This window comes from Pseudaquabacterium inlustre, from assembly GCF_038066595.1.
Taxonomy (GTDB): Bacteria; Pseudomonadota; Gammaproteobacteria; order Burkholderiales; family Burkholderiaceae_C; genus Pseudaquabacterium; species Pseudaquabacterium inlustre.
Genome location: NZ_JBBUTH010000001.1, coordinates 118,043 through 144,504 on the forward strand (window position 1 = coordinate 118,043; position 26,462 = coordinate 144,504).

Here is a 26,462-nt window from a genome sequence, read left to right on the forward strand (position 1 = left end):
CCCTGGCCCGACACGATGGAACTGAGACACCTGCGCTACTTCGTCTGCGTGGCCGACGAGCAGAACATCGGCCGCGCCGCGCTGCGCTTGCACATCTCGCAGCCGCCGCTGACGCGCCAGATCCAGCAGCTGGAAGAGCAACTCGGCGCGCAGCTGTTCCGCCGCACCAGCCGAGGCGTGGCGCTCACCGATGCCGGACGCGTGCTGTACGACGATGCGCGCAACATCCTGGCCATGGCCGAGCGCGCCGCCGAGCGCACGCACAAGGCCGCGCAGGGCCTGCTGGGCCGGGTGGACGTGGCCATCTTCGGCTCGGCCATCTTCGGCGCCATCCCGATGCTGCTGCGGCGCTTTCGCGAGGCGTACCCCGAGGTGAGCATCGTGCTGCACACGATGAGCAAGGAGGAGCAGCTCGACGCGCTGCACCACCAGCGCATCACGCTGGCCTTCAACCGCCTGATGCGGCCGGTGGACGGCCTGGTGAGCGAGACGCTGCTGACCGAGCCGCTGTACGTGGCCATGCCCAGCGGCCACCCGCTGTCGGCCCGCACCGCCGTGACGCTGCAGGAGCTGGAAGGCCAGCCGATGGTGCTGTACCCCACCGGCTCGCGGCCCAGTTTTCTGGACCGCGTGCTGGCCATGTGCCGCGATGCCGGCTTTGCGCCGCAGGTGGCGCAGGAGGTGAGCGACGCGGTGCATGCCGTGGCCCTGGTGGCCACCGGCTTCGGCGTGTGCCTGGTGCCGCATTCGGCCACCGCGATGGCCCTGCCCGGCGTGGTGTACCGGCCGCTGCACCATCCCCCGCAAAGCCGGGTGGACCTGTGCTGCATCTACCGCGAGGACGATGCCTCGGAGATCCTGCAGGCGCTGCTGGGCTCGATGCGCGACACCGTGGCACACACCGCACTGCCCTGACGGACCGCGGCTGTCGGGCCGCCGCGGCCCATGCGGCAAAATCGCAAGCTTTCCTTCCGCGCGTTGCCACGTCCCCTGCCCCGATGCCCGCTCCCCAATCCGACAAGAAGCTCGATGGCCTGCCCCTGGCCGAACTGCAGCGCCTGCTGGCCGAAACCGATGCCGCGATCGCCGAACGCCGCGTGGAGGAACTCAAGGTGCTGGCCGACGGCTTCGCCCGCAAGCTGGCGATGAACGGCTTCTCGGTGCGCGAGGGCATCGACGCGCTGAAGCCCTACGCAAAACTGAAAGGCTACGGCGGCTGACCGGCCGCCGCCGGGCTGAACCCGTCAGCCCGTCACCCCATCGGCCTTGAACATGGCCTTGATGCCGCGCACCGCCTGGCGGATGCGGCCCTCGTTCTCGATCAGCGCGAAGCGCACGTGATCGTCGCCATGGTCACCGAAACCGATGCCCGGTGACACGCACACCCTGGCCTTGGCCAGCAGCTGGCGCGAGAACTCCAGCGAGCCCAGCGCGGCATAGGCCGGCGGAATCTTCGCCCAGATGTACATGCTGGCTTTGGGGCACGCGACGTCCCAGCCGGCCTCGCGCAGGCCCTTGACCAGCACGTCACGGCGCTTCTGGTACTGGGCGGCGATGTCCTTCACGCACTGCTGGTCGCCTTCCAGCGCGGCGATGGCCGCCACCTGCACCGGGGTGAAGCTGCCGTAGTCGTGATAACTCTTGATGCGGGCGAGCGCATGCACCAGGTCGGCATTGCCGACCATGAAGCCGATACGCCAGCCGGCCATGTTGTAGCTCTTGCTGAGGGTGAAGAACTCCACCGCCACGTCCTTGGCGCCGGGCACCTGCATGATGCTGGGCGCCTGCCAGCCGTCGAAGACGATGTCGGCATAGGCCAGGTCGTGCACCACCAGGATCTCGTGCTTCTTGGCCAGCGCGATCACGCGCTCGAAGAAGTCCAGTTCCACGCACTGCGCCGTGGGGTTGCTGGGAAAGCCGAAGATCATCATCTTGGGCTTGGGGTAGCTGCCGCGGATGGTCTTTTCCAGCTCGGCGAAGAAGTCCACGCCCGGCACCATCGGGATGCTGCGGATGTCGGCCCCGGCGATCACCGCGCCGTAGATGTGGATCGGGTAGCTGGGGTCGGGCACCAGCACCGTGTCGCCGCGGTCGAGTGTGGCCAGCATCAGGTGCGCCAGGCCCTCCTTGGAGCCGATGGTGACGATGGCCTCCTTGTCGGCATCGATGTCCACATCGAAGCGGCGCTTGTACCAGTGGCTGATGGCGCGGCGAAGCCGCGGAATGCCCTTGCTGGCGCTGTAGCCGTGGGTGTCGGGGCGCTGGGCCACCTCGGTGAGCTTGGCCACGATGTGCGCCGGCGTGGCGCCATCGGGGTTGCCCATGCTCAGGTCGATGATGTCTTCACCGCGGCGGCGGGCGGCCAGCTTCAGCTCGGCCGTGATGTTGAAGACGTAGGGCGGCAGGCGGTCGATGCGGGCAAAGCGCCGCTGACCCGGAAGGGTGGACATGGCAGTGACTTTCAACGTAGGCGCCCGGAACCGTCCGAGCGACGTGGGCCGCGCATTGCGCGCGGGCCGGGGCACAGCATAGCCGATGCGCGGCCCGCGCTAGGTGCCGCGCGCGTCCTTGGCCAGTTCGCGCTGCACGCCGCGCTGCAGGTCGTCGGCGCGCAGCGTGCCGTCGCCGCGGGCCAGGGCCCACAGCGCCGCATGCCGCACCGCGTTGACGATGGCGCCACCGCCCAGCGCATGCGCCTGGGCCAGCCGCGCCAGATCGGCGTCAGGCGCCAGCGCCAGGCCGCCGGGCAGGCTGCGCTGCCACAGCTGCAACCGTTCCTCCGGTCGCGGCAGCGGAAAGTACACGACCGACTCGAAGCGCCGCGCGAAGGCGGCATCCAGGTGCTCGCGCAGGTTGGTGGCCAGCACCACGATGCCGTCGAAGCCCTCGATGCGCTGCAGCAGGTAGGCCACCTCCTGGTTGGCATAGCGGTCGTGCGCGTCGCGCGATTCGCCGCGCTTGCCGAACAGCGCATCGGCCTCGTCGAAGAACAGGATCCAGCCCTGGTGCTCGGCCTGGTCGAACACGCGGGCCAGGTTCTTCTCGGTCTCGCCGATGTACTTCGACACCACCAGCGACAGATCGACCCGGTACACCTCGCGCCCGTGGCTGCGGCCCAGCAGCGCGGCGGTGAGCGTCTTACCGGTGCCCGGCGGGCCGTGGAACAGCACCCGCAGCCCCGGCCGCAGCCGCGGGCCCAGGCCCGGCTGCGCGCGCAGCGCCGGGGCATGGCGCAGCCACAGGCCGATCTCGTCGACCTGGCTGCGCGTGGCCGGGTGCAGCACCAGGTCGTCCCAGTCCAGCGCGGTGTGCAGGGCCTGGGCCGGGAACTCGGGGCCCAGCGTGGGGCGGTGCGGCTGGCCGCGGGTGATCCAGGCCAGCGCCTCGGGCGTCAGGCGCAGCACGCCCTTGTGCGGCGTGGCCGCACGCTCGGGCAGGTCAAGCGCCAGCAGGCGCTGGCGCATCAGCCCCTGGTCGGCCTCGAACAGCGCTGCGCAGGCCAGGCGGGCCGCCAGATCGGTGCCGGCCCACAGGAACAGCAGGGTCTCCACGGTGGGCAGGAAGTCGCCCTGGGCGTCGCGCTGGCCGCCGAACTCGGTGAAGCTGCGCGCGAAGGTGTCGTTGCGGGTGTGGAAGACGTCGAGCAGCTGCGGCCGCAGGTGCACCGCCAGCGCCAGCACCAGCGCGGCGCGCTCGGCCGGACCGGCCGGGTGCCGGGCCAGCAGTTGCGCCCAGGGCGTGGCCGCCGCCGATGGGCGCTCCTTCCCCTGGGGTGGCGCCAGCGCGGGGTCGTGCAGGGCCAGCGGCTCGGGCGCCGTGGCCTGGCCCGGCCCGGGCGGCTGGAAGTGGCGCTGGAAGCGCGCGTCGATCAGGCGGGCCAGCCACTGCAGCTCGCGCTCCAGCTCGGCGGCCAGTTCAGCCGCCAGTTCAGCAGCCAGTTCGGTCGCCGGTGCGGCGGGGGCGTCGACGGGCGGGCGCGCGTTCACCATTCCACCTGCAGCGCGGTGTCCATCCACGGCAGACGCACCAGCGACACGCCCCAGGGAAAGCGGTCGCGCACCATGTCGTAGGCGGCACGCTCGACGCGCAGCAGCCAGTGGCCGTCGCGCACACCCAGCTGGCCGTCGCGCCACAGGAAGCTGCCGCGAAAGGCCGGCACCGACATCTCGCGCAGGATGGGCGCCTGGGCGATCACGGCCTGCAGCAGCAGATCGCCTTCGGCCCGCGCCGCAGCGTCGGGGGCGGCCGACGCGGGCAGTGGCGATTCAGGCGCCAGACCGCACAGCAGCTTGGCCAGCGGCAGCCAGTGCTCGGGCACCGGCGGGTCGGCGTCGGGATCGTCGGCGTCTGCCTCGGCAGGCCCCGACCCTGGCCCCTGCGCCAGCGCATGCAGCAGACGCGCTGCGCACGCCGCCAGGGCCGGCTGCGCAAAGGCCCGGCCCGCCTGCGGCCCGTCGGTGAGCAGCCAGCCCAGCCGGCCGAAGAAGGCCGGCAGAAACGGCCACAGCAGCACCAGCCCGGCATTGACCACGGCCACGCCGTCGCTGGCGGCAAAGCCGCGGTCGATCGTCGGCGCGTCGGACGCGCCAGGCTCGGCGTCGGCCCCGCGCGGGCGGTGGCCTTCCCGGTGGCCCTCCAGGTGACGCAGCGCCGCGTGCAGCGCCGCGTGCAGGGGCGCCAACGCACCGTCGGACGGCTGGCGCAGCAGCGCCTGACGCAGGTCATCGCGCCAGCGGGCAGGCAGCAACCCATCGCGCAGCGCCGCCTGGGCCAGGCCGGCCAGCGCCTGCCAGGCCGGATCGCCCCGGGCGGGCGCGGCCGGGGCGTCCGCCAGGGCCGCCACCGCCGCCTCGCGCGCCGGGACCGGCCACCGGGCCCAGTGCCGCACCAGCACCTGGCACAGATGGGCCAGCGGCTCGGGTGCGGTGTCCAGGCGGGCTGCGGCATGCCGGTGTGCGCCAGGCCCGTCGACCATGCGGCCCCAGCGGCGCAGCCAGTCATGGGCCGCACGCTCGGCCGTGGCGTCGTGCCCGTCCGGCTGGGCCAGTGCGCGCCACCAGGCCTGGGCCGGCCCTGCGTCGCCGACGCCAGCGCCCGCCTGCGGCGCCGACAGCCGCCGGTCGAAGGCCTGCCGCCAAACCGGCCACAGCGGTGCCGGGGCCACGCCCAGCGCCGCCGCCAGGCGGGCCGCCAGGGCGGGCAGCATGGCCGGGTCGGGGCCGCGCACGCCGGTGGCCCGCAGCTGCGCCGCCAGCGGCAGCACGCCCTGCCACCAGGCCCGCAGCACCTGGCCGCGGCCCCGGCCCTGGGGGTGCACGGCGTCGGCCAGTGCCTCGCGCCAGGGCCAGCCGGGCCACCCCGTTTGGGCAGGCCCGCCGGCGGCCGCCGCGTCCGGCCACAGCGCCGCCAACCAGGCCGCCCGCGCGGCCTCACCGGCCGTGGCGGCCAGGCGCTGCCAGGCGGCGTCGGCCCCGGCGCCCACCAGCCCCAGCGCACGCAGCGCGGCGGGGGCCCGGGCATCGGCCAGCACGCGGCGCAGCGTGGCCGGCACCAGGTCGGCCTGGTCCAGCGGCGCCCACCAGGGCACATGGCCGCGCGCGATGAACTGGTCCAGCAGCTCCAGATCGGCCTGGTGCGGGTCGGTGAGCTGCAGCGTCTGGGTCAATGCGGCGCCCAGTTGCCCATCCAGCTGGGCGGCGAAAGCACGGGCCCAGGCCTCGTCCACCGGCTGGCCCGGCATGGCCGTGCCCAGCGGCACGGCCGGCAGCTGCAGGTCCAGCCGCTGGGCGCGCAACAGGCGGCCGGGCTGGTCGAGGGCCTCGAAGGCGCGCTCGATCACCGGCAGCAGGTGCCGCCGCGCCAGCTCGCCCAGTTGTGCGCGCAGCGCGGCGTCGGTGCCGGGCGGGCAGCCCTGCAACTCGATCACCTGACGCAGGATGCGGTGCCGGGCCATGCGGGTGTGGCCGGTCAGGCCGGGCGTGCGCTCAGCAGCGGCCGTGTCACGGTGCCTCGACCGTCACTTGCACGCTGGCGCTCAGGCTCTGGCGGGCCGCCGGCTCGTCGATCCGCTGCGCCAGCACCGTGAAGCGGCTGTCGGCCGTGACCGGGCCGGTGGCCAGCGCCAGGTCAGCGCCATGCCCCGGTTGTGGCGTGCCCACGGCCTGCCCATCGCGCAGCAGTTGGTACTGCACCCCGGCCTGGCTGCCCTGCACCCAGACGCGGGCCGGCTGGCCGGCCGGCACGCTGGGCGGATCGGCCCGCAGCGGCAGATCGGCGCGCGGCGCCAGCGTGAGCGGCAGGCACACCACGTTCACCAGCGCCAACGTGCCCTCGGCCGGCGTGGCGGGCCAGGCACGCAGCGCCAGCAGGGTGTCGGCCTGCAGCGCGGGCAATGGCAGCACCAGCTCACCGCCCGCACCGGGGCGGGCCTCGCCCAGCGCTTCATCGTCGGGCGCCAGGGCGCGCACCGGCTGGTAGCGCCAGCCAGGCGCGGCATCGCTCACGCGCAGTTCGGCCGCCTGGCCCGGGGCCGGGAAGGCGGGTACCAGGCGCACCACCGGCGGCGCGCTCACCGGCGTGATGGCGCGCAGGCGTGCATCCAGCCCGGTCTGGGCCTTCACTGCCTGCCAGCCGATGCGGCCGCCGGTGGGCAGATCGGCGCCCAGCCGCAGCGTGGGCGGCTGCGGCGGCAGGCGGTCGCGCGCATCGATGCCGGTTTGCGGGCGCTGCGGCGGATCGGCGGCAATGGCCAGATCGATGCCCAGCGCCAGCTGCCCCAGGCCCTTGTTGAGTGCGGGTTGCCGCGCGTCGCGCTGGTGCACATAGCCCGGCAGCGCCAGCGGCGATGCTGCAGCGTCTGCCGCTCCCGCTGCTCCCGCTGCGGCCGGCAGCAGCAGCGGCCGGTAGAACACACCGGGCTGGCCGTCCTGCACCAGCAGCTGCGGCTCGGCACCGCCCTGCCGCCACTGCGGCCGCAGCGCACGGCCGGGATCGGGCCGCACCAGCAGCAGCGCCGGCTGCGCCAGCCACACCACCGAGGCAATGGCCCGCCCGGCACCGGCCGGCTGGTGCTGCTTGGTGGCGGCCACGCACAGCAGCAGGTCATCGGCCGCGGCCGGCAGCGGCAGGCGGGCCTGGCGCCCATCGCCCGGCACCGGCGCCCCCGGCACGGGCGTGAAGCCCGCCGGCCCCGGGCCGTCGGGCGCCGCCGCAGGCGGCCGGCGCACGGCCGGCAGGTCCGGCCGATCGGTGCGCACCAGGTCCCGGTCGTCGGCGGCTGCACCGCGCACGAACTCGTCGTCGCGCACCCCATGCTGCCAGGCGCTGTAGCTGGCACTGGCCTGCGCGCCCTCGACGCGCAGCGCCAGGTCCGTGGCGCCGTGGTCGGCCACCGCGCCCGGCTGCAGCAGCACCGGCAGCGACGGGTTGGCGCGCACGCACAGCGTGACGCGGGCGTCGAGCAGCGCCACCTCCTCGCTGCGGCCGCTGCCGGCGGCAAAGCGCTTGCTGGCCCGCACCGCCACCACCACGTCCTCGGTGAGCGGCGGCGTGGGCAAGCGCAACGTGGACAGGTCGCCCTGCACGGCGCCCGGCTGCACCTGGTCGCCCAGCACCAGCGCATAGCTGACGCCCTCCTGGCTGGCCCGGACCGTGACCGTGACCACGCTGCCCCAGGGCACCAGGCGGGCATCGGCCGCACGCGGGCTGGGCAGCAGCGGATCGAGCCAGGGCACGCCCGGTGCGTCGACGGCCAGCGTGGTGTCCAGCCCCACCTTCACCGGCACCGGCTGGGTGAGCAGCCGCGGCGCCTGGGGCGAGCCCAGCTTGCGCGCCAGCACCCGGAAGGTGATGTCCTCGGTGACAGGCGGTGATTCCAGCCAGGCCGGCCCATCGGCACCGTCGCGCGTGATCGGCGCCACGGCCTGGCCCTGCGGTGTGCGCAGCGGCTGGCCATCCGGTCCGCGCAGCTCGTAGCGCACACCGCGCTCGGCCCAGCCGATGGCGATGCGTGCGGCCCCGCCATGGGGCACCTTGATCGGCCCGTCGGCCGTGCTGCCGGCGGCTGGCGCGGCAGCGTCGCCCAGCGCGCCTCCCCCGCTGGCGACACCCGGTCCCGCCAGCCCGCCCAGCGGCACATCGGTCAGCGGCGCGGTGTCGCCCAGGCCCAGCCGGTCGATCACGCGGTTGCGCGCGCTGCGCAGCGGCAGCCGGCGACGGGCGACCGGATCGGACGCCAGCTCCGGCGCCAGGCCGAACACCTCGCGGCGGCTGGCACACCACAGGGGCCACCAGCGCGCCTGCGCGTCGACCAGCGCGGCCATCGCCGCCGCATCCAGCCAGTGCACACGCAGGCCCAGGTGCACCGGCAAGTGGTCGCGCAAGGTCTGCTCGACGAGGTGGCGGAAGTCGGCATCGGCCAGCCGGCCGGCACCGGCATCGAAGGCCGCACTGAGCTGCAGCGAGAACGGGTCGGACGCGGTGGCCGCGGTCATCAGCGGGCCGTCCTGCGCGGCGTCCTCGGGCAGCGGGCGCAGCAGGATGTGCTCGACCAGGCACATCGGCTCGCCAGCCGAAGGCCCGTCACCGGCCGATGCGCTGCCAGCCGGGGCCAGGCCCAGTGCCAGCGCCAGGCGCTGGCTCAGGCCGTCGAGCGCGGCACCGGCCTGTGCCGCGTCAGCCTCGGCACCGAGCGCCAGCGCATCGGCCCCGGCACCGCGGCGCTGCCCCAGCTGCGGCAGCGCGCGCAGCAGGGCCAGCTTGTCGGCCAGCAAGGCGGCCTCGGGCGGCTGGCCGTCGGCCAGGCGCGCCGCAGGCACCGGCCGCGGGTCCAGGCGCTCGCAGGCGCGCGCCAGCAGGTGGTCGGCCTGGCGGTGGCGCTGCAGCAGCGCGCTGCGCGTGTCGCCGCGGTCCAACGGGTCGAGGGCCAGGTCCTGCAGCCGCCGGGCATGGGCGTCGTCGCCACCCCGGCGCAGCGCCTGCAGGTTCAGCAGGCCGTCGTCGTCGGCCACCGGCTGGGCGAAGCTGGCTCGGTGCAGCGCCTGCGCGCCCTCGTCGAAGGCCAGCAGCCGGCCGGCGGCCGCCAGCTGGGCATGCTGGTTGGCCAGCAGCTGGTCGAAGAACAGCAGGTAGGCCTGCAACTGCGCCGCCTGTGCGCGGCGCGGCACCGGTGCGTCGGACGGCAGGTGGCCGGCCCCCAGGCCATAGGCGCTGGGCAGCAGGTGCTGCAGCGAGTGGTAGCGGGCCACCTGGCGGTCACGCCCGTCGGGTGCCGGCAGGTCGTGCGCGCCGGCCCGGGTGGCCATGGCGGCCGAGCGCGCACGCAGCGCAGCCTCGGCCTCGCGCCGCGCCAGCTGCTGCACCCGGGCATCGTCGACGCGCAACTGCCGCCGCTCGAGCCGGATCTGCGAAGCGTCGAGGTCGAGCGCCGCGGTGCGCCGCGGGTCGATGGCCAGCAGCCAGTCGGTGCCCGGCCGGTCGCCGTTCAGGAAGGCGATCTGCACCACGGCACGCACGCCGGGCACACCCATCAGCACGCGCACCAGGTCGGACAGGCGCACGCTGCTGCGGCGCGCCAGCGCAGCGAAGTCGTCGGCATCGATGAAGCCCTGGTCGAGCAGCGGCCCGTCGAACACCTGGTCGGGCGCCAGGCCCTCGGCCAGGCGCTGCGCCAGCGAGCGGAACGGCAGCGGCGGCGACAGGTGGTCGGCCAGCGCGGTGATCACCGCCGCCAGCACGGCCACCGGATCGGCCTCGGGCGCGATGTCCAGCCGCGCCAGCAGTGGCACGCGCTGGGTCTCCAGCACCTCCACCTGCACCAGGTCCTGCCCCAGGCCGCGCCAGCGGTGCAGGCGCTGTGCCACGCGGCGCGCCAGCGTGCCGCCGTCGATGTCTTCGCCCAGGCCCGACTTCTCGATGCGCACGGCCCACAGGCCCTGAGGCCGCAGCGCGACCACGTTGGGGCTGGACGCGGCGCCGGCCGGTGCCGCGTCGGTGGCGGGCAGCAGCTGGGCCTGGGCGCCGTCGTGCCGCGCCAGTGCCTCGGCCACCGGCTCGATCCAGGCGTTCTTGACGCCTGGCACGTCGATGGCCAGGCGGCGCAGGTCGTCCAGCGTCACCGCCCCGCCGGCCAGCACCTGCGCGGCCGTCCACAGGCCACGCGCAGCCGGATCCGCGGCCGGACCCGCGGCCGGATCAACCGCCGGATCCGTGGCCAGCCCGGTCACCAGATCGGCCACCGGGTGGTCGATGCGGTAGCCCAGGTCGGTAAGCGCGTAGCACATCGACTCCAGCAGCGTGATGCCGGGATCGTGCGCGTTGTGGTCGGTCCAGGTGTCGCCGGCCAGCCCGCGCAGCAGCACCAGCGCCTGGGCGCGCAAGGCGTCGGAGTCGTTCAGTTGCAGATCGCTACCAGACATGACCGGGCCTTCGCTGTGGGACGCTTCGTGGGGCTTTGCCGGAGCTCAGCAGGACAGGGACGCCGCACCCGTGTGGTCGCGCTCAGCGTGCCGGTGCCCCACCGGGCACCCCGGACGCGGCGCCGGCGCGCCCATCGGCCGCCTCCAGGGCCTGCAGGCGGCCGGCCAGCTCCTGCACCGCGTTGATCAGCACCGCCACCAGGCTGTCGTAGGAGATGCCCAGGCGGCTGTCGGGCTGCTTCGGGTCATCCACATGCACCGCCTGCGGGATCACCTCGCGGACGTCCTGCGCGATCAGGCCCAGCTGGTCGTCGTCGGTGCGCAGCGCCTTCCAGCGGTAGGCCACCGGCTTCAGCCGCAGCACCTCGGCCAGGCCGAGGTCCAGCGCCCGCACGTCCTGCTTGGCGCGCGCATCCGAGTTCTGGATGAAGCGGCCGTTGACCCGCAGGTAGTCCCACACCTCGACACGCCGCCCCTCATTGGGCACGCCGGTGGCGCGCCCGAGGATCATCAGCGCGTTGTAGTCCTTCGCGTTCTCGATGGCGGCATAGCCCGCCGTGTTGCCGAAGCCGGTGTGGATGTGGTCGGTGCGAGTGAAATACAGGTCGGAGTTGCCGGCCATGATGGAACCCTGCACATCCAGCTTGCCCATCGGCGTGCGGGTGCCGACACCCACGTTGCCCGAGGGCATCAGCGAGATGTGGTCTTCGCCATCGTTGGCCACCCCGATCTCGAGATTGCAGGCCTCGCCACTGCGTGCGAAGAAGCGGATCCAGGCGGTATCGCCGCTGCCGCCGCCGGGATCGGACGGGAACTGGATGCCGGTGGTGGGCGACGATCCGGCCGCCGGCATGATGGCGCCGCCCCGCACCTCCAGGCGCGCGCGCGGCTCGTTGGTGCCGATGCCCACATGGCCCGAGGGCATCAGCGCCAGGTGGTCGTCGGACTTGCCGTTCAGGCCGAGTTCCAGCGTGCAGGCCTCGCCGCTGCGCGCGTAGTAGCGCAGCCAGGCGCTGTCGCTGTTGTTGCCGGCCGCGTCGCACGGAAACTGGATGCCGCTGCCGGCCGCCGCACCGAAGCTGGGCATGATCGCGCCGCCCCTCACCTCCAGCTTGGCGCGCGGCTGGCTGGTGCCCATGCCCACGTTGCCGTTGCCGTCGAGCACCAGGTCCTGGTATTCCCAGGGCTCGCGGATGAAGTACAGCCGGTTCTCGTTGACATGGATCGCCCAGTCGCGGTGCTCGGTGTCGATGAAATCGATCTGCGGGGCGTTGCCCTTGATGACCTGGTTGCCACCGTAGCTGAGGCCCGAATCGGCATCACGCACGCTGTTGTGCGAGGCCGTGATCTTCAGCGTGCCGGCCACGTCCAGCCGCGCCTCGGAGCCCAGCGTGCCCACGCCCAGGTTGCCGCTGGTCTGGTCGATGAACAGCCGCGGCACGCCGTCGGCGGTGGTCACGCCCAGGCCGGCGCGCGCGGTCTGCGCATTGCGCGGGTCGCTGCGCGGATTGAGCGCCAGGGTCCAGGCCGGCTGGGCATCGGCAAAGCTGCGGTACAGGTTCAGCAGCTTCTTCTGGCTGCCGTCGCCGCCGTCGGCCTGCAGGCTCAGCGGCTCGCCGGGCAGCTTGGCGATGCCGTCGTCGCGCTGGTTCAGCCCCGCACCGATCAGGTCCTCGAAGTTGGACTGCGTGGGCACGGCGTTCTTGACGAAGTACGACTCGAGCGTGTCGCGGCCGGGCTTGTCGATCTTCATGGCGGTCTCCGGGGTGGATGGGCGGGCGGGCGGCTGAGGGTTCAGGCGACGATGAAGTCGAGCTCGACCTTCATGTGACCGATGCCGTCCAGGCCCTCGGCGCGGTAATCGGCCTCGCCGATCACCAGGAATTCATGCTGCGGGGCCGGCACCAGCAGGCCGTCGGGGCGACCCGGGCTGGCGCCGGGCCCCTGGCCGTCGCCGGCATCGGCCACCGGGCGCCAGTGGCCGTCGTCGGCGGTGAACAGGCGCAGTTCGGCCACGTAGTCGATCTCGTCGCGCTGTTCCAGGAAGTGCAGGATGCCGTGCGCCGGGATGCGGCCGCCGATCACCAGGTCGGCCCCCTCGGCCCAGGCCCAGGGGGCCAGGTGACGGTTCAGCGCCTCGCCCACGCGCTGGCGCGCCAGGCCTTCGTCGACGCCGGCCCGAAAGCGGATGCCGCAGCGCACCTTCAGCGGCACCACATGCGGGTTGACCACGCGCAGCCGCGCGCCCTGCGGCAGGCGCGGCGCCAGGAAGGCGTGGATGTCGCGGATCTGGTCGGCCGGCACCTTGGGGGCGGCGGGATCGAAGGGCTGGCGCCGCACCATGTCGGGCACCACCACCACGGTCACGGTGCCGGCCGGCGGCGCCAGCGCGGGATCGAACTCGTCGGCCCGCAGGCAGCGCACCTTGTGCAGTTGCGGAAAGCGTTCGAGCACCAAGCGCTCGGCATCCCAGGGTGTCAGCGCACGGCCGCGGTGGCGCAGCCGCTCGCTGGCGCGCACGCGGAACGCGCGGTCGTCCTCGGGCACACGTCCACCGAAGCCGCTGTAGGGCTGCTGCAGCCGCGCGATGCCGGTCACCGGCTGCTGCGGCGCCGTGATCGTGCCCGCGGCCAGCGGACTGGCGGCGGCGGCGGCCGCGCCCACGTCCTCCGCGTCCGCATCGGCCGGCACGCATTCGGCGAGCACGGCGTCCGGGTGCACGCCCAGCACGTCGCACACGCCGGCGCAGCCCTGGGCGGCACTGACGCGCAGCCACAGCAGCGGCGCATCGCCGTCGCGGTCGGGCAGCAGGGCGCCGGTCTGCACCGCCGGCAGTTGCAGCGCCACGATGCCGGCATTGACCAGCCCGCGCGTGCCGTCGGCCAGCAGTTCGCCCTGGTCGTGCAGCGAGCGCCATTGGTCGCCGTCCAGCACGCTCCAGCGCAGCGCGGGCGGCGCCACGTCGGGGTCGGCACTGCCTTCGGCCAGTTGCAGCAGCAGGTTCAGGCGCTGCGGCGCTCGGGCCTGGGCCAGCGCGATGCACAGCGTGCCCTCGTCATCGCAGGCCGGCAGCAGCGGCATGCCGTCGCGGCGGTCGGCCGCGCCGATCACCTGGCTACCGAAGGGATGCAGGTGCAGCAGCTGCAACAGGCCGTCGCCCGATGTGCCGCCCACGGCCGGCGACGCCACCGGCACCTCGACGCTGGCGCTGTAGTCGACCAGCAGGCGCTTGAGCTTGGGCGTGTACGGCGGATTAAGCTGGTACGCGGTGGGGTCGATGCTGGGCTGTTTGGTGGCGATGGCCGCGGCCAGCTGCAGCGACTTCTTCAGGGCCTGGCCGGGGTAGGCGGCATGCTGGAAGTCCCCGGCCAGCTCCCACACCAGGCAACGCGGCCATTCGCCCACATCAGCGGCCTGGGCCGGCAAGCGCGGCGGCCAGGCCGGGGCACCGGGCTCGGGCAGCGGTGCCACGCGCTGCTGCACCGCGTCGGCCGGGCTGCCGTCGCCGAACAGGCGCATCGGGGCATCGGCCGGACTGAAGCGCAGGCCATCGCGCAGGCCCACGCGGGCCGTGAACGAGGCCAGCTTCACCGGCCCCTCGTAGTTGGCGTAGTGGCTGTCCAGCGAGGGCGGCGTGCCCATCCACTCGAAGCGGAAGCCCACGCTGTCCAGCGGCTTGGCCACCAGCTCGGCGTGCCCGATCTGCAGCCGCGCACCCGGTGCCGGGCGGAAGCCGAAGGGCTCGAAGGGCTTGCGGGCGTCGAGCACGGCGTCGTCGCTGCGCAGCCGCAGCGAGGCCAGGCCCGTGACGTTGACCACCAGCTTCAGGCGCTGCAGGCGCAGCCGGCGCAGCAGCGTGTAGGGGCTGGTCCAGGCCTTCAGGGCATCGTCCCAGGCAGGGCGCAGCATCAGACGCAACACCGGCGCCGCGGCGGTCAGGCCATGCACGGCCAGCGTGGGTGCGGCGGTGGCGGGTTGCTTCTCGTCGAGCGCGAGCACCAGGCGCAACAGGCGCAGCGGTGCGGTGTCCACCCCGGCCACGGCGGGGTAGCCGCCGAAGGCCGGCCGCGCGGCCCCCGTGCCGGTGGCGGCGGCGGGCGCGTTCCATTCCAGCTGCACGCTGGCGGGCTCGGTCCAGCCCTTGTCGGTGCTCAGCTGCACCAGCCAGGGCACCACGGTGGCGCGGCCGCCTTGGCCATCGGCCGGTGCCAGCAGCCGGCGCAAGGCCTCGGCATCGAAGCTGGCGGCCCCACCGTCGAAGCCCAGCAGCAGCTGCACGCTGCGCTGGCCCTCGGCCAGCCACAGCAGCGGCGAGGCCAGTGCACAGCCCAGGTTGGGCTCGGGCGGTGCTTCGGGCCGGGCCGGCGGCACCTGGCCGAAGGGCGAGAAGCGTCCCGGCTGGGCGCCGGGCACCGTGGCCTGCCGTGCATCGGCCAGTGCGTGCAGCCAGTGCCACTGCACCTGCTGCGGCGGCACGAGCACGAGGTTCTCGCGGTTGCGCTGCGCCACCTCCAGCACGGCCAGCAGGCGGCTCCAGCCAGCCTCGTCGAGTGCGCTGCCGGCCTGCAGCCGGGCCAGCGCGGCCAGGTCGTCGGCCGGCACGCCCAAACCGGCCAGGCGGGCCAGGGCCTCGGCCGGGGGCGCGTCGTCGTCCAGCACCGCCGCCAGCACGGCGGCCACGGCTTGCGCGGGCTGGCCGGCGCGGCGGCCCGGTGCGGCGGCCTGGGCCAGCTGCGCGCGGCGCCGCGCCAGCACGCTGGCCTGGTGCGCGGCGGCCAGGATGTCGAACACCCGCGGCCAGTCGGCCGCCTCGGGCGCGGGCATGCGCCGGCCGACGTCCATCACGAAGCGGAAGCGTTCGGCCGACATCGACGCCCAGCGCTCGATGCCCTCGAAGGCCGCATGGAAGCCGTCCAGCCCGGCATCGGCCCGGCCACCGACCGGGAAGGCCGCCACCTCCAGACCGGCCAGCAGCCAGGCCTCCACCTGGCGCTGGCGGCGCACCGCGGCCGGCAGTGACCAGGCCGGATCACCGCGTCGGCGCCTCGCCGCAGCCTCGACCAGGCGGGCGATCTCGGACCAGCCGCCCTCGATCTGGCGGCGCGCCAGCATCATGCGGCGGAAATCGTCGAGCGACAGGCGCAGCCGCTGCTGCACGAAGGCTTGCACGTCGGCGCGCGCAGGCAGCACGGCGAACACCTGGTCGATCTGCTTGACCTCGGGCAGGCCGTCGAACAGGTGGGCATAGCCGTTGGCGTCCAGGCCCAGCGCGCGCGCCAGGTCGGCCTCGAAATCCTGGGGATCGCCGGCCGCGAAGGCCACGCCCGGCCGCACCGCCGCGGCCACCTGGGCCAGGACCGCGCGCAACGTGGCGGCATCGGCCGGGTCGCGCTCACGCCGCTGCTGGCGCAGGCGCATCAGCTGGCGGTACTCGTCGAGCAAGGGCATGGCCAGCCGATCGATGACGAAGCGCAGCAGCTCGTCGGCGGCCAGCAGCGCGTCGAAGTCGATCGCGGGCGGCTGGCCCTGCACCAGCGCCGGCAGTCCGGGCACGATGGGCGTGGGCAGCGCGTCGCCCGGTGCGGGCTGGCCCAGCGCGATGCGCCACATGCCGACGAAGGCCTGCTGCCGCGTGCCGCTGACCCGGTGCGCGAAGGCGGCCTCGCGCAGACCGGTGCGGCGGATGTCGGCGCGCAGGCTGCGCAGCCCGGCCACGCGGATGCCGCTGACGCTCAGCTCGGCCTCGGTGCGGAAGAAGCGGTCGCGCCCGGCGTCGTCGCGGCCGGCCTCCAGCAGCGTGCCGGCCGGCAGCAGCGCGCGCGTGCCCACGGTGTCGGGCTCGGCCAGCACATGCACCCATTCGGGTTGGGCAGGCCGCGGCACCAGGCGCAGCGTGTCGCGGTACAGCAGCGACAGATGGCGCGCCGCGATGCCGTTGATGCCGTCGCGCGACCGCGCCAGCAGCGCCACGAAGGCCATCAGCAAGGCCAGGTGCGGTCGGGACAGGCGCTCGCGCATCGGCGCGGTCAGACCCGGTGGCCAGGCCGGCAGCGCGGTGGGTTCCAGCGTGGTGACGGGCACCCGCGCCGCCGCCTCCAGCCACGCGGCCACGGTGTCCAGATCCAGGTCGCCGGGCTCGCCGAGCAGGCCGCGCCAGTCGCCTCTGGCCTGCGGGTCGGTGTCGTCGACGAAGACCAGCTCGCGCCCGTAGGCACGCAGCCACTGCAGCCACTCGCGCGGCCCGTGGGGCGCCAGCACCGCATGGGCCGGATCCAGTTCGGGCCAATGGCGGGCCGCCTGGCTGGTGCCGTCGGACGGGAGGGCAGACATGGTGGCGCGGGTGCTGGGGTGGGATGGAGGAACGGCGCGCTGCGGTGGGGCCTCAGGTGGCGCGGGCCTTGATGTTGGTGCTCTGGAACTGGCCCTGGCCGCTGTAGCTGGGGCTGCCGTCGGGAATGGGCGCGCCGGGGCCGGGCGGCGGCTGCATGGCCGGCACCTGCACCTCGAAGCGGGCGGTGAACATCGCACCCTTCAGCAGCACGGGCTTGCCGCCGGTCTGGCTGTGCTGGGCCTTCTGGTTGGCGGCCAGCTGCTGGATCTTCAAGGTGCCCACACCGGGGATGCTGTACTGCGGTGTCATGTAGGTGCAGCCGGGCACCGAGACGCTGGTTTCGTCGCCGTCCACGCAGATCTTCTTGCCGCCCACCGTGGCCGGGCCGCTGCCGCGCAGCCGGCCGGTCTGCACCACCACGATGGCCGCGCCGAACACCGGCATGAACAGGGCCAGGTCGCCGTCGATCAGGACCAGGTCGCTCATCCGCCCGCCCCCAGCGGCCGCACCGCCTCGTCGAGGTAGAACGGCCACACCATGTTGAAGCGCGAGTTGGTGGCACGCACCGTGTAGTCGATGGCCACGGCCAGCACGCCTTCGCTGGCGCGCTCGGTGGACACGCTCACGCCGTTGAGCACCACGCGCGGCTCGAACTCGAGGACGGCGTCGGCCACCAGGTCATGCACCTGGCCCACCAGCGCCGGCGTGATCTCGGCGAACATGAACTCGGCGAGGTCACAGCCATAGTCCTCGGCCAGCACCCGCTCGCCGCGGCGCGTGGCCAGCAGGATGGCCAGGCTCTCGGCCACATCGTCGGTGCCGCTCACCAGGGCCACGCCGGCGCCGCCCGCGGCAAAGCGCGGCGGGAACGCCCAGCCCTGGCCCAGGAACAGGTCGGCGCCGGCCATGGCGCTCAGCCCGGGTGCGCCTGCAGCTGCGCCGCAGCCTGGCTCTGGATGCGCCCCACCAGGCCGTACACCCGCGCAAACGGCAGCGCCCCCACCGCTTCGAGCAGCAGGTTCACATCGTCCAGGGACAGCTGAAGCTGCAGCATCGGCACGGCCGGTGCGGCGAGCCCGGTGGCGGCGGCGGGTGCGGCGCCTTCGGGCGCGGCGGCGTGGGACGGAAGGGGTGCGTTCATGTGGACGGTCTCGCTGCGATGGGATGGGGTGCCGGGTCGGCGTTCATTTCAGATCGATGGCGCTGCCCTGGATGGCGACATTGCCGCTGGCTTCCAACGTCAGGTCCTTGGTCGACTTGATGCGCACGCCGTTCTGGTCGAGCACCAGTTCGTTGCCATGGCTGTCCTTGAGCTGGATGGCCTTGTCCTGGTCGTCCAGCAGCACCTGGTGGCCGCCGGGCGTCTTGATCTGCAAGGTCTTCTTCTCGTCATCGAGCACCAGGCTCAGGCCGCTGCGCGTGACGAAGCCCGACAGCGCGTTCTTGCCGCTGTCGTCGGTGAGCGCCTGGGGTGGTGCGGCATTGGCCGAATGCAGGCAGCCCAGCACCACCGGCTGGCGCGGGTCGTCGCCCAGGTAGCCCACCACCACCAGGTCGTTGACCTCGGGTCGCAGGTACCAGCCACGGCCCTTGCCCGCCGAGGGCAGGGCCAGCCGGGCCCACAGCCCCATTGGCGGGCCGGGCAGCCCGGCCGGCTGGATCTTCACGCGCCAGGACTTGTCGGGGTCTTCGTGCACGGCGGCCACGACGGCCAGGCTCAGCCCGGTGGCCGGGGGGTGCAGGCCGGCGGCCGGTGGCGCGGCCAGCGCCTCGGCCAGATGGTGGGGCCGCGCCGGCAGCCCCAGCTGCAGGTCGGTGCGCCAATCGCCATCGGCGATGCGGTGGGCCAGGCCGGTGATGGGCAAGGTGCCGGCAAAGCGCTGTCCCACGCCATCCAGCGCCACGCCGGCCAGCAACTCGGCCTTGGCGGTGCCCTGCAGCGACACCCGGCCCCGCACGGTGGCCAGCTCGGCGCGCATCAGCGCCGCCGACGACCAGGCGTCGAGCTCGGCGTTCTCGAGGCTGGCCGCGGCCGTCAGCACCGGCTGCGCGTTGAACAGCTTGGCGGCCATGGCAGCGCTGCGCGACTTGCCGGGGGCCAGCGCCGGCGGGGCCTTGCCCTTGACCTGGCCGGTGGACAGCTTGTGCATGTCCAGGCTGGTGGCGCTGGCGCCGACTTGCGCTGCCAGGCCGTCGAGCTCCAGCTCGACCGTGTACACCGAGTCCAGCCCCAGCTGAGCCTGCAGCACGGCCTGGCCGGCAGCAGCCGGCGCACGCAAGGACAGCGCCCCGTCCTTGACCAGCACCACGCGGCCCATCGCCTCGGCCCGGGTGAGCAGGAAGTCCCAGTCGCTGCACTGGTGCTGCACCAGTGCCGGATGCACCATCACCGTGTCCTGCACCTCGCCGGTCTTCAGGCCGGCGGCGCCGACCAGCTTCTTGAACACATCGCTGTCCTTCATCTGCTCGAACAGCGTGCTGCGGCGCAGCTGGGTGAGGCGCACGGCCTTGTCGCGCAGCTCCACGCTCAGCGTGCTGCCCTGCGGACCGGCCTCGACCGTGTGACGCACCACCACGCCCTCGAACAGGCGCGTGTGCGCCGGCGTCCCGCCCACGTAGCCGGCGGCAATGCTGACCAGCGCGCCCACCGCGAAGCTGTCGCTGTCGCTCACCGGAAACTTGCGCTGCGGCAAGTCGCCGTCCACGAACACCAGCTGCGCCGAGGGCACCCGGTTGAGCTCGCGCCGGATGTCGATCGACAGCAGCGACAGCGTGCTGTCGATGGGCTGGCCCTCGCTGCGGATCTCGACGCTGATGGCGCTCATGACAGCAGCCCCGGTGCCACGCTCAGCGCCCGCCCTGCGTGGGCAGCGGCGCGAACAGCAGGGTCTGGCCCGGCACCAGCACGCGGAAGTCGTCCAGTCCGTTGTCGCGCGCCACCTTCAGGTAGTGGCGCGACGAGCCGTAGATCTCGCGGCACAGCAGCGGCAAGGTGTCGCCGGCCTTCACCACGCGGGCATGGGTCAGGTCGGGCGAGCTCTTGCCCGCCTCGCGGAAGATCTTCTTCTCGCTCTTGTCCTCGACCAGCTGCACATCTAGCTCGGCGCGCAGCGGATCGCCCGACTCGTCGAACAGGGTGTAGCGGATGCCCAGCGTCTGCAGCCGGCCGTCGAAGCTGAACTCGCCCCAGCGCACGCGCAAGAAATGCGGCTCGTGGATGCTGCCGTTCATGCGCAGGCACAGCTTCTCGAACGTGGCGATGCGCTGCTTGACGCCCAGGCCCTCCAGCAGCGCGGTCGTGCCGATGGTGTCGACCCCGGTGCCGTCGAACACCAGCTTCAGCGACAGCGTGCCCTGCGGCGTGTAGGCATAGCGTGCCGGCCGTCCCGGCGTGTTCAGGCCCTGCCGGCGCGCCGATTCGTAGGCCACCGTGTGGCCACGCTCCAGGCTGGTGGGGTTGAACATCGCGTCCATGCGCGCCGGATCGGCCGGGCGGCGGCGGTCCACGTCGAGGTAGGCCTCGATGCGCAGCTTCTCCAGCTTGAACAGCGACGGCAGGCCCATGGTGTTCAGCGCTCGCGCTGCCGGGCCAGGATGCGCAGCACCTGGCGCACGCATTCCTGCACCAGTTGCTCAGTGTCCAGACCGCTGGCCACGCTGTCGCCCGGCGGGGCCCCGTGCTCGGCGGGCAGGCCGTCGGCCAGCGGCACCGCCTCCTCGCCCCCGCCGGGGCTGACCTGGGTGCGGATCACGAGCTCCTTGATCTCGATGGGCATGGCGAAGGTCCTGCGGGGGCGGCGGTCAGAGCCGCATCGGCTGCATGCGGGTGTAGGCGAGTTCGAGCGTGTCGATCACCAGGCCGGGTTCACCGGCATCCAGGTCGGACGTGGCCCATTTCACCGGCCAGGCCTTCATGAACAGCCAGGCGGCCAGCGGCAGGCTGTCGGCCGACAGCAGCGTGACCAGCACGTTGGACGTGAGGAACTTGAAGCTGCTGAGGCTGGCGTTGAACTCGGCGGTCAGCGGTGAGCCGAGCGCCAGCCCGCGCTCGAGCACCAGGTTGCCGTGGCGCACGGCCTTGGGCAGCGGCTGCTGGTAGGTGTTGCAGCCGCCGGACGGCTGCGCCTCTGTCTCCACCTCCACCGCCAGGCCCGACACCCGGCGAAAGCGCAGGTCGATCGGGTTGGCCACGGCCCCGCCGGCCATGAACAACACCGAAAAGCGCATGCCCAGGATCGGTTCGGCCATGGTGTGGACTGCCCTGCCCTCGTGCCGTGGTGCGCGTCAGACCGGCTGCACGCGGATGCCGCAGGCCATCAGCGTGAGCGACTCCACCGCGGCCTCGCCCGAGGCCGCCTGCAGCGCCGGCGCCTCGATCTTGACCAGGTAGGCGCGCTGCACCCGCCACTGCAGCACCGGCAAGCCGGTGTGGTCGCACATCGACACCGTGAGCGTGCGCTGCTCGGCCGATTCCAGCCAGTCGTACAAGCTGTTCAGCCCGGCCACCACGCCCCGCTTGCACTGCAGCGGGGCAAAGCTCTCGTGGCGGTAGACGACGATGTCCTCGCCCTCGACGTAGCTCAGGCCGTGGCGGTAGGTCTGGGTGCGCAGCTCGCGCACCAGGCCACTGACCTCGGTGAAGGCCAGGGTCTCGCCACCCACGTCGACGCGGAAGTTGTAGGCCGCCAGCGGATAGCTGGCCGCCTGCCGGGCGATGCCGTGCGCCATGGCCGGGGCTCCGCGCGGCCTCAGGCCTGCTCGATGACCACCGCGTCGGCGGTGAGTTGCATCGATTCGATGGCCACGTCGTTGGCACTGGCGGTGAACGACGGTGCGTCCAGCTGCGTGGGGAAGGCGTTGATCACCTTCCAGCTGATGACCGGGGCGCCGGTCTCGTCGCACAGGCGGATCACCAGGTCCTTCTTGACCACGCGGTTCAGCGCCACGGTGTTGATCCAGTCGTACAGCACCTTGACGCTGACGCCCGCCACCACGCCCTTCTTCATCGTGAGCGTGGTCACCTTGGGCTTGCCGGGCATGTAGAGGATGCGCGGACCGGGCCCGGCAGTGGCGCTCTCGGTGTAGGTGATCGTGTCGTAGGCGATGTTCAGCCCCGAGACTTCGGAAAAGCCCACGGTCTGGCCGTCGATCTCGACGCGGAAGTTGTAGACCGGCAGCGGATAGGCAGCCTTGATCTGGTCCTTGGTCATGGCCATGGCGGGCCTCCTGGGTGTGTGCGGGGTTCAGGCGGATGCCGGTGCGGTGGCGCGGGCCGCGCTCACTCGGTCTGCAGCTTGTGCGAGAAGCGCAGCACGATGAACTCGGCCGGCCGCACCGCCGCGATGCCGATCTCGACGATCAGGTTGCCGTTGAGCACGTCCTGCGCGGTCATCGTGGTGCCCAGGCCCACGCGCACGAAGTAGGCCGACTCGGGCTTGGCGCCGGCCAGCGCCCCCCGCTCCCACAGGCCGTACAGGTAGCTCTCGATCATGGCCTTCACCTTCAGCCAGGTGCCGGCGTCATTGGGCTCGAAGACCGCAAAGGCGGTGGCCTTGCGTGCCGACTCCTCGATCATGATGAACAGCCGGCGCACCGACACGTAGCGCCACTCGTTGTCGTTGCCGGCCAGCGTGCGGGCACCCCACACCAGCGTGCCCTTGCCGGTGAAGGCGCGGATGGCGTTGATCGACTTGCCGGCGGTCTCATCGATGTTCAGGCCGTCCTGCTCGGTGTCGGTGATCTTGCTCACCGGCCCCAGCACGGCCAGCACGCCCACGTTGGCCGGGGCTTTCCACACGCCGCGCTCGCGGTCCACACGGGCGTAGATGCCGGCCATCGCCGCGCTGGGCGGCAGCGTGACGCGCTGCAGTTCCAGCATCGCGCGCGCGTTGTTGTAGAAGGCCGTCTCGGTGTTGCGGATCGAGGCCAGCGACTCCCCCGGCGGGGCCGGCAGCGAGATGCTGGTGCGCGGCAGGTCGGCGGTGGCGATCGTGCCGGTGCCATCGCCCGACCGGGTCAGGTCGAAGCCACCAGCGCCGCCCGCCGTCTTGAAGGCCGCCCAGGCCGTGACCAGGTCGTTGCCGGTCTTGCTGTTGGCATCGACGATGGTCAGCAGGCCGCCCACCACCGTGAAGGTGGCTGCCGTGGTCTTGCGGCCGAAGTTCACCGCCACGCCCGGCCCGCTGCCCGGCGCCCCGGTGTAGGTGATGGTGACGCCGTTGGGCGCCCCCAGCGTCAGGGTGCCGGTCACATTGGCCAGCCGCGCCGGGCTCTGGCGCACGATGTCCACCGCCGCCTCGTCGTACTCGCTGGCCAGTCCGGTCTGCAGGTACGGGTGGTAGGCCGCGCCGTACATCAGGTTGGCCGACAGGTTGCTGTCGTTGCGGAACACATCCACCGCGCCGCCGTGCACGTCGAGGATCGTGAAGCGATCGCCCAGGCGGCGGCACTGCGCCAGCGCCTCGCCGCACAACTCGTAGTACGAACTGGCGGGCAGCAGGGCCGCGGCGTCGGTCAGCACCAGCAGCGTGGGCTCGTCCTCCTTCTCGAGGGCGGCCAGACCCGCCGAGAAGCGGGCCTTCGAGGGCGCGTTGCCGTAGTTGCCCACCGAGACCACGTAGCACGGCCCCCCGCCGTTCTTGAAGTAATGGCTGAGTGCGTAGTACAGCGCGAACGGGTTCTGCGGCGGCACCGCGGTCACGGCGGGTGGCAGGCCCGGTGCGGCGGGCTCCGCCACGCTGAACTTCGCGCGCAGCGCGCCGCCGAATGCCGCGCGGTAGTCCAGCATCGACGCGATGCGCAGCACCTTGGGCGCCGCGCTGTCGGCCGGACCGCTCTCGGTGTAGCCGACGAAGGCTGGCACCGCAGTGGCCACCTCGGCCACCGACGGGGGCAGCGTCGAGATCTCTTCGATGTAGACGCCGGGGGTCCTGTACACGGGCATGGCTGGCACTCCGTTCGGTCGGTGGGGAGGTGAAGGCCTCAGGCGTCGATCCGCCGCGTGCGGACCACCGTCTGGCCGATGGGTGTGGGCGTGACGCCCGCCGGATCACTGAGCACCACCATGCGCACCCGGTACATCACCGAGGGCTGGTAGTGCACGCGCAAGGCGCTCCAGATGTCGTTCTGCTCGTGCTGCGGCAGCGTGACCAGTTCGACCGCCAGCTTCTCGACGCCGGCCGGCAGCCCCGGCGTGTTCTCGTGATCGAACACCGGGTGGGTCTGGAAGAAGCGGATCACCAGCGCCAGCTGGTTCAGCCCCAGCGCATACGACTTGAAGCGGGCCACGAACAGCACGCTGAGCGACAGGCGCACATCGGGGGCCACACGCTGCTGGCGGCCATCGGGCGTGACGCGCAACCAGGGATCGGGGGCGCGCAGGTGGTTCTCGTGCTGGATGTTGACCAGCAGGATCGAGATCGCGTTGAGGCGGAAGTCGACCGAATCGGCCTTGTCGCCGTCGATCAGCTGGGCGCGGTCTTCGGGTGAGTCGTCCCCGGCGGTGGCCGCTGCCGCATGCAGATAGGCATCGAGCCGATCCCGCAGCAGCACAAGCAGATCACCGATCATCGCCGGGCCAACCTTTCCGGCGCCATGCGCCCTGGAATCCGCCGCCACAGGCTTCAACGCGTGCTGGGGGCTCCGGTTCATTGTGTGGACATCGTCACACCCGGCACCACCCCCTAACTCCCGTCGTGGGGAGGGGGCCTGGCAGCGGCATCCCGTGGGCGGTGGACGCCGCGCGGGCCGCGCACCACGCACCTGGCCGCTGTCGCGGATGCACCATCTCGGGTGGCACGCAAACTGCTAAAGGCTGGGCCGCAATCGCCTGCACATCCGCGCGGGGCGGCTCCCCCCTGTAGGGTGTTGCCCCAAGCGGATGTAGTATTCTTTCAGGCTATATTGCCCTCCTCGCAGCAAACGAGGCTGCAGGCGGCTCACAAGGCTGCTTTTCGAAATGTAGTCACAGCGCCCCGCAGCCACCACCTCGGGTCGTCTGGAGGATCAAGAGTGGATTACGCTTCCCAGCAACGCAACCCCGGCAAGCACTCCGTCGGGCTAGGCATCGTCGTGCTGCTGCACGTGGTGCTTGGCTGGGCCCTGATGAACGGGCTGGCGCGCAAGGTGGTCGAGGTGATCAAGGCCCCGATCGAGACCAAGATCATCGACGAGGTCAAGCCGCCGCCCCCGCCCCCGCCCGAGAACCTGCCGCCGCCGCCCAAGATGGCCGCACCGCCGCCGTCCTTCGTGCCGCCGCCCGAGGTGCAGGTGGCCACCCCGCAGCAGGCCCCGGCCATCACCGTCACCCGCGAGGCCCCGCCGCCCGCCCCCGTGACCGTCGCGCCCGCCCCGGCACCGGCCGTGGCCGCGCCGCCGGCCCCGCCCGCCCCGCCAGCCCGCCCCCGCGTGCCGGTGGCCCGCGTGGACGTGGGCAAGTGCGTGAACTACGACGACTACCCAGCCGCCGCGCTGCGTGCCGAGGCCTCGGGCACCACGCGGCTGCGTCTGACGGTGGATCCGTCGGGCGTGGTCAGCAAGGCCGACGTCATCAACTCGGCCGGCCCGACGCGTGAGCACCGCCTGCTCGACCGCGCCGCCGTGTCGCAGATGGCCTCGGGCACCTGCAAGGGTGTCGCCGCCACCGACGAGGCCGGCAAGCCCATCGGCAGCACCATCGACGTCGACGTCGTCTGGCGTATCCAGTGATCTGCGGCGCGCCGCCGGGTCGGTGACACCCACCGCCACCGACGGCCGCCGGGATCCGCAAGGCCGGCAGCGCCAGTCCCTCCCCCTCGAGACCCTGTTCGAGATTTCCCCCGAGACTCTAGGCGGCACCACCCCCGCTGCCCTTGTTACCTGTTGGAGCCACCCATGTCCCTGATGAAGACCCTGCGCGCGCCGCTGGCCGCAGCCCTGATGGCGTTCGCTGCGCTCGCCACCACCGCCCTGCCCGAGACCGCGCAGGCCCAGGCCTCCGCCCCGGCCGCCGAAGCCTCGGCCCCGGCGCCCGGCGCCGCGCCCTCCCCGGCCGCCACCGTGCACAAGGAAGAAGTGGCCAACCCCTATGGCGTCGAAGCCATGTGGAAGGAAGGTGACTTCGTCACCAAGGGCACCGCGATCATCATGATCATCATGTCCATGGGCTCGTGGTACATCATCTTCACCAAGCTGTTCGAGCAGCAGAAGCTGATGAACGCCTACAAGAAGGTCGGCGACGGCTTCTGGAAGGCCGCCTCGATGAAGCAGGCTGCCACCACGCTGGACGAAGGCAGCGCCTTCCGCTACATCGCCGAGCAGGGCGTCAAGGCCGATGACCACCACGAGGGCACGCTGGTCGAATCGATCGACCGCCACACCTGGATCAGCATGAGCATCGACCGTGCGGTGGGCAACGTGCAAAGCCGCATGCAGGACGGCCTGGCCTTCCTGGCCACCGTGGGCTCGACCGCACCGTTCGTGGGCCTGTTCGGCACCGTCTGGGGCATCTACAACGCGCTGACGGCCATCGGCATCAGCGGCCAGGCCTCGATCGACAAGGTCGCCGGCCCGGTGGGTGAAGCGCTGATCATGACCGCCTTCGGCCTGGCCGTGGCCGTGCCCGCGGTGATGGGCTACAACTGGCTGATCCGCCGCAACAAGACCGTGATGGAAGGCGTCAAGGCCTTCAGCGGCGATGTGCACAACGTCCTGCTCGCCGGCAAGCGCTGAGAGGTCCG

21 protein-coding genes are annotated in these 26,462 nt (G+C 72.7%); 4 read left to right on the forward strand and 17 right to left on the reverse strand.

The features are described from left to right. The first annotated feature begins 15 nt into the window (after positions 1-15). Together AACH10_RS00575 and AACH10_RS00580 are read left to right on the forward strand one after the other, a co-directional pair. Entirely contained in the window at positions 16-915 is a 900-nt protein-coding gene (locus AACH10_RS00575) for a LysR family transcriptional regulator (protein WP_341408401.1), read from the forward strand. 83 nt (positions 916-998) lie between these two features. Further along, a complete protein-coding gene (locus tag AACH10_RS00580) occupies positions 999-1,220 on the forward strand; it encodes a hypothetical protein (RefSeq protein ID WP_341408402.1) in 222 nt (73 codons plus the stop codon). A 24-nt stretch (positions 1,221-1,244) separates the two neighbouring features. Here the strand turns inward: AACH10_RS00580 and alaC are convergent, their stop codons facing one another. From alaC to AACH10_RS00665, 17 genes are all read right to left on the reverse strand, one after another. Next, positions 1,245-2,450 carry an alanine transaminase gene (alaC, locus tag AACH10_RS00585; protein ID WP_341408403.1) on the reverse strand — a complete coding sequence of 402 codons (1,206 nt, stop codon included), beginning with the start codon at positions 2,448-2,450 and terminating at the stop codon, positions 1,245-1,247. Between the two features lie 99 nt (positions 2,451-2,549). Then, positions 2,550-3,986 (reverse strand): ATP-binding protein, encoded by a 1,437-nt coding sequence (locus AACH10_RS00590; RefSeq protein ID WP_341408404.1) that lies wholly within the window; start codon positions 3,984-3,986, stop codon positions 2,550-2,552. Beyond that, a complete protein-coding gene (locus AACH10_RS00595; protein ID WP_341408405.1) occupies positions 3,983-5,953 on the reverse strand; it encodes a contractile injection system tape measure protein in 1,971 nt (656 codons plus the stop codon). The genes AACH10_RS00590 and AACH10_RS00595 overlap by 4 nt, the downstream gene beginning before the upstream one ends. 46 nt (positions 5,954-5,999) lie before the next feature. Continuing rightward, on the reverse strand, positions 6,000-10,415 hold the full coding sequence (locus AACH10_RS00600; RefSeq protein WP_341408406.1) for a hypothetical protein: 4,416 nt from the start codon (positions 10,413-10,415) through the stop codon (positions 6,000-6,002). A gap of 82 nt (positions 10,416-10,497) precedes the next feature. Further along, positions 10,498-12,168, reverse strand: coding sequence for a tail fiber domain-containing protein (locus AACH10_RS00605; protein WP_341408407.1), 1,671 nt, complete (start codon positions 12,166-12,168; stop codon positions 10,498-10,500). Between the two features lie 41 nt (positions 12,169-12,209). Beyond that, on the reverse strand, positions 12,210-16,745 hold the full coding sequence (locus AACH10_RS00610) for a hypothetical protein (RefSeq protein ID WP_341408408.1): 4,536 nt from the start codon (positions 16,743-16,745) through the stop codon (positions 12,210-12,212). A gap of 52 nt (positions 16,746-16,797) precedes the next feature. Beyond that, a complete protein-coding gene (locus AACH10_RS00615) occupies positions 16,798-17,232 on the reverse strand; it encodes a hypothetical protein (RefSeq protein ID WP_341408409.1) in 435 nt (144 codons plus the stop codon). Beyond that, entirely contained in the window at positions 17,229-17,654 is a 426-nt protein-coding gene (locus AACH10_RS00620; protein ID WP_341408410.1) for a GPW/gp25 family protein, read from the reverse strand. Before AACH10_RS00620 ends, AACH10_RS00615 begins: the two co-directional genes overlap by 4 nt. Positions 17,655-17,659: 5 nt before the next feature. Next, positions 17,660-17,887, reverse strand: coding sequence for a hypothetical protein (locus AACH10_RS00625; protein WP_341408411.1), 228 nt, complete (start codon positions 17,885-17,887; stop codon positions 17,660-17,662). A gap of 43 nt (positions 17,888-17,930) precedes the next feature. Beyond that, positions 17,931-19,571 (reverse strand): type VI secretion system tip protein VgrG, encoded by a 1,641-nt coding sequence (vgrG, locus tag AACH10_RS00630; protein WP_341408412.1) that lies wholly within the window; start codon positions 19,569-19,571, stop codon positions 17,931-17,933. A 22-nt stretch (positions 19,572-19,593) separates the two neighbouring features. Next, on the reverse strand, positions 19,594-20,310 hold the full coding sequence (locus AACH10_RS00635) for a CIS tube protein (RefSeq protein ID WP_341408413.1): 717 nt from the start codon (positions 20,308-20,310) through the stop codon (positions 19,594-19,596). A gap of 5 nt (positions 20,311-20,315) precedes the next feature. After that, on the reverse strand, positions 20,316-20,522 hold the full coding sequence (locus AACH10_RS00640; RefSeq protein ID WP_341408414.1) for a DUF5908 family protein: 207 nt from the start codon (positions 20,520-20,522) through the stop codon (positions 20,316-20,318). Positions 20,523-20,547: 25 nt separating this feature from the next. Then, the gene (locus AACH10_RS00645) at positions 20,548-20,994 is read right to left on the reverse strand and encodes a phage tail protein (protein WP_341408415.1); all 447 of its coding nucleotides are present in this window, start codon (positions 20,992-20,994) and stop codon (positions 20,548-20,550) included. A 36-nt stretch (positions 20,995-21,030) separates the two neighbouring features. Further along, positions 21,031-21,474, reverse strand: coding sequence for a phage tail protein (locus tag AACH10_RS00650; RefSeq protein ID WP_341408416.1), 444 nt, complete (start codon positions 21,472-21,474; stop codon positions 21,031-21,033). Positions 21,475-21,494: 20 nt separating this feature from the next. Beyond that, entirely contained in the window at positions 21,495-21,962 is a 468-nt protein-coding gene (locus AACH10_RS00655) for a phage tail protein (RefSeq protein ID WP_341408417.1), read from the reverse strand. 62 nt (positions 21,963-22,024) lie between these two features. After that, positions 22,025-23,689 (reverse strand): phage tail sheath family protein, encoded by a 1,665-nt coding sequence (locus AACH10_RS00660; protein ID WP_341408418.1) that lies wholly within the window; start codon positions 23,687-23,689, stop codon positions 22,025-22,027. 38 nt (positions 23,690-23,727) lie between these two features. Then, positions 23,728-24,315, reverse strand: coding sequence for a Pvc16 family protein (locus AACH10_RS00665; RefSeq protein WP_341408419.1), 588 nt, complete (start codon positions 24,313-24,315; stop codon positions 23,728-23,730). Positions 24,316-24,756: 441 nt separating this feature from the next. Between AACH10_RS00665 and AACH10_RS00670 the strand changes: the two genes are divergently transcribed. Then, positions 24,757-25,452 carry an energy transducer TonB gene (locus AACH10_RS00670; RefSeq protein WP_341408420.1) on the forward strand — a complete coding sequence of 232 codons (696 nt, stop codon included), beginning with the start codon at positions 24,757-24,759 and terminating at the stop codon, positions 25,450-25,452. 165 nt (positions 25,453-25,617) lie between these two features. Then, a complete protein-coding gene (locus AACH10_RS00675; protein WP_341408421.1) occupies positions 25,618-26,454 on the forward strand; it encodes a MotA/TolQ/ExbB proton channel family protein in 837 nt (278 codons plus the stop codon). Positions 26,455-26,462 lie beyond the last annotated feature (8 nt).

Excerpts from the sequence above, each read along its gene's own strand:
- AACH10_RS00575 (WP_341408401.1), top strand. The coding sequence starts at position 16 with ATGGAACTGAGACACCTGCGCTACTTCGTCTGCGTGGCCGACGAGCAG.
- AACH10_RS00580 (WP_341408402.1), top strand. The coding sequence starts at position 999 with ATGCCCGCTCCCCAATCCGACAAGAAGCTCGATGGCCTGCCCCTGGCC.
- alaC (WP_341408403.1), bottom strand. The coding sequence starts at position 2,450 with ATGTCCACCCTTCCGGGTCAGCGGCGCTTTGCCCGCATCGACCGCCTG.
- AACH10_RS00595 (WP_341408405.1), bottom strand. The coding sequence starts at position 5,953 with ATGGCCCGGCACCGCATCCTGCGTCAGGTGATCGAGTTGCAGGGCTGC.
- AACH10_RS00600 (WP_341408406.1), bottom strand. The coding sequence starts at position 10,415 with ATGTCTGGTAGCGATCTGCAACTGAACGACTCCGACGCCTTGCGCGCC.
- AACH10_RS00605 (WP_341408407.1), bottom strand. The coding sequence starts at position 12,168 with ATGAAGATCGACAAGCCCGGCCGCGACACGCTCGAGTCGTACTTCGTC.
- AACH10_RS00610 (WP_341408408.1), bottom strand. The coding sequence starts at position 16,745 with ATGTCTGCCCTCCCGTCCGACGGCACCAGCCAGGCGGCCCGCCATTGG.
- AACH10_RS00615 (WP_341408409.1), bottom strand. The coding sequence starts at position 17,232 with ATGAGCGACCTGGTCCTGATCGACGGCGACCTGGCCCTGTTCATGCCG.
- AACH10_RS00620 (WP_341408410.1), bottom strand. The coding sequence starts at position 17,654 with ATGGCCGGCGCCGACCTGTTCCTGGGCCAGGGCTGGGCGTTCCCGCCG.
- AACH10_RS00625 (WP_341408411.1), bottom strand. The coding sequence starts at position 17,887 with ATGAACGCACCCCTTCCGTCCCACGCCGCCGCGCCCGAAGGCGCCGCA.
- vgrG (WP_341408412.1), bottom strand. The coding sequence starts at position 19,571 with ATGAGCGCCATCAGCGTCGAGATCCGCAGCGAGGGCCAGCCCATCGAC.
- AACH10_RS00635 (WP_341408413.1), bottom strand. The coding sequence starts at position 20,310 with ATGGGCCTGCCGTCGCTGTTCAAGCTGGAGAAGCTGCGCATCGAGGCC.
- AACH10_RS00640 (WP_341408414.1), bottom strand. The coding sequence starts at position 20,522 with ATGCCCATCGAGATCAAGGAGCTCGTGATCCGCACCCAGGTCAGCCCC.
- AACH10_RS00645 (WP_341408415.1), bottom strand. The coding sequence starts at position 20,994 with ATGGCCGAACCGATCCTGGGCATGCGCTTTTCGGTGTTGTTCATGGCC.
- AACH10_RS00650 (WP_341408416.1), bottom strand. The coding sequence starts at position 21,474 with ATGGCGCACGGCATCGCCCGGCAGGCGGCCAGCTATCCGCTGGCGGCC.
- AACH10_RS00655 (WP_341408417.1), bottom strand. The coding sequence starts at position 21,962 with ATGGCCATGACCAAGGACCAGATCAAGGCTGCCTATCCGCTGCCGGTC.
- AACH10_RS00660 (WP_341408418.1), bottom strand. The coding sequence starts at position 23,689 with ATGCCCGTGTACAGGACCCCCGGCGTCTACATCGAAGAGATCTCGACG.
- AACH10_RS00665 (WP_341408419.1), bottom strand. The coding sequence starts at position 24,315 with ATGATCGGTGATCTGCTTGTGCTGCTGCGGGATCGGCTCGATGCCTAT.
- AACH10_RS00675 (WP_341408421.1), top strand. The coding sequence starts at position 25,618 with ATGTCCCTGATGAAGACCCTGCGCGCGCCGCTGGCCGCAGCCCTGATG.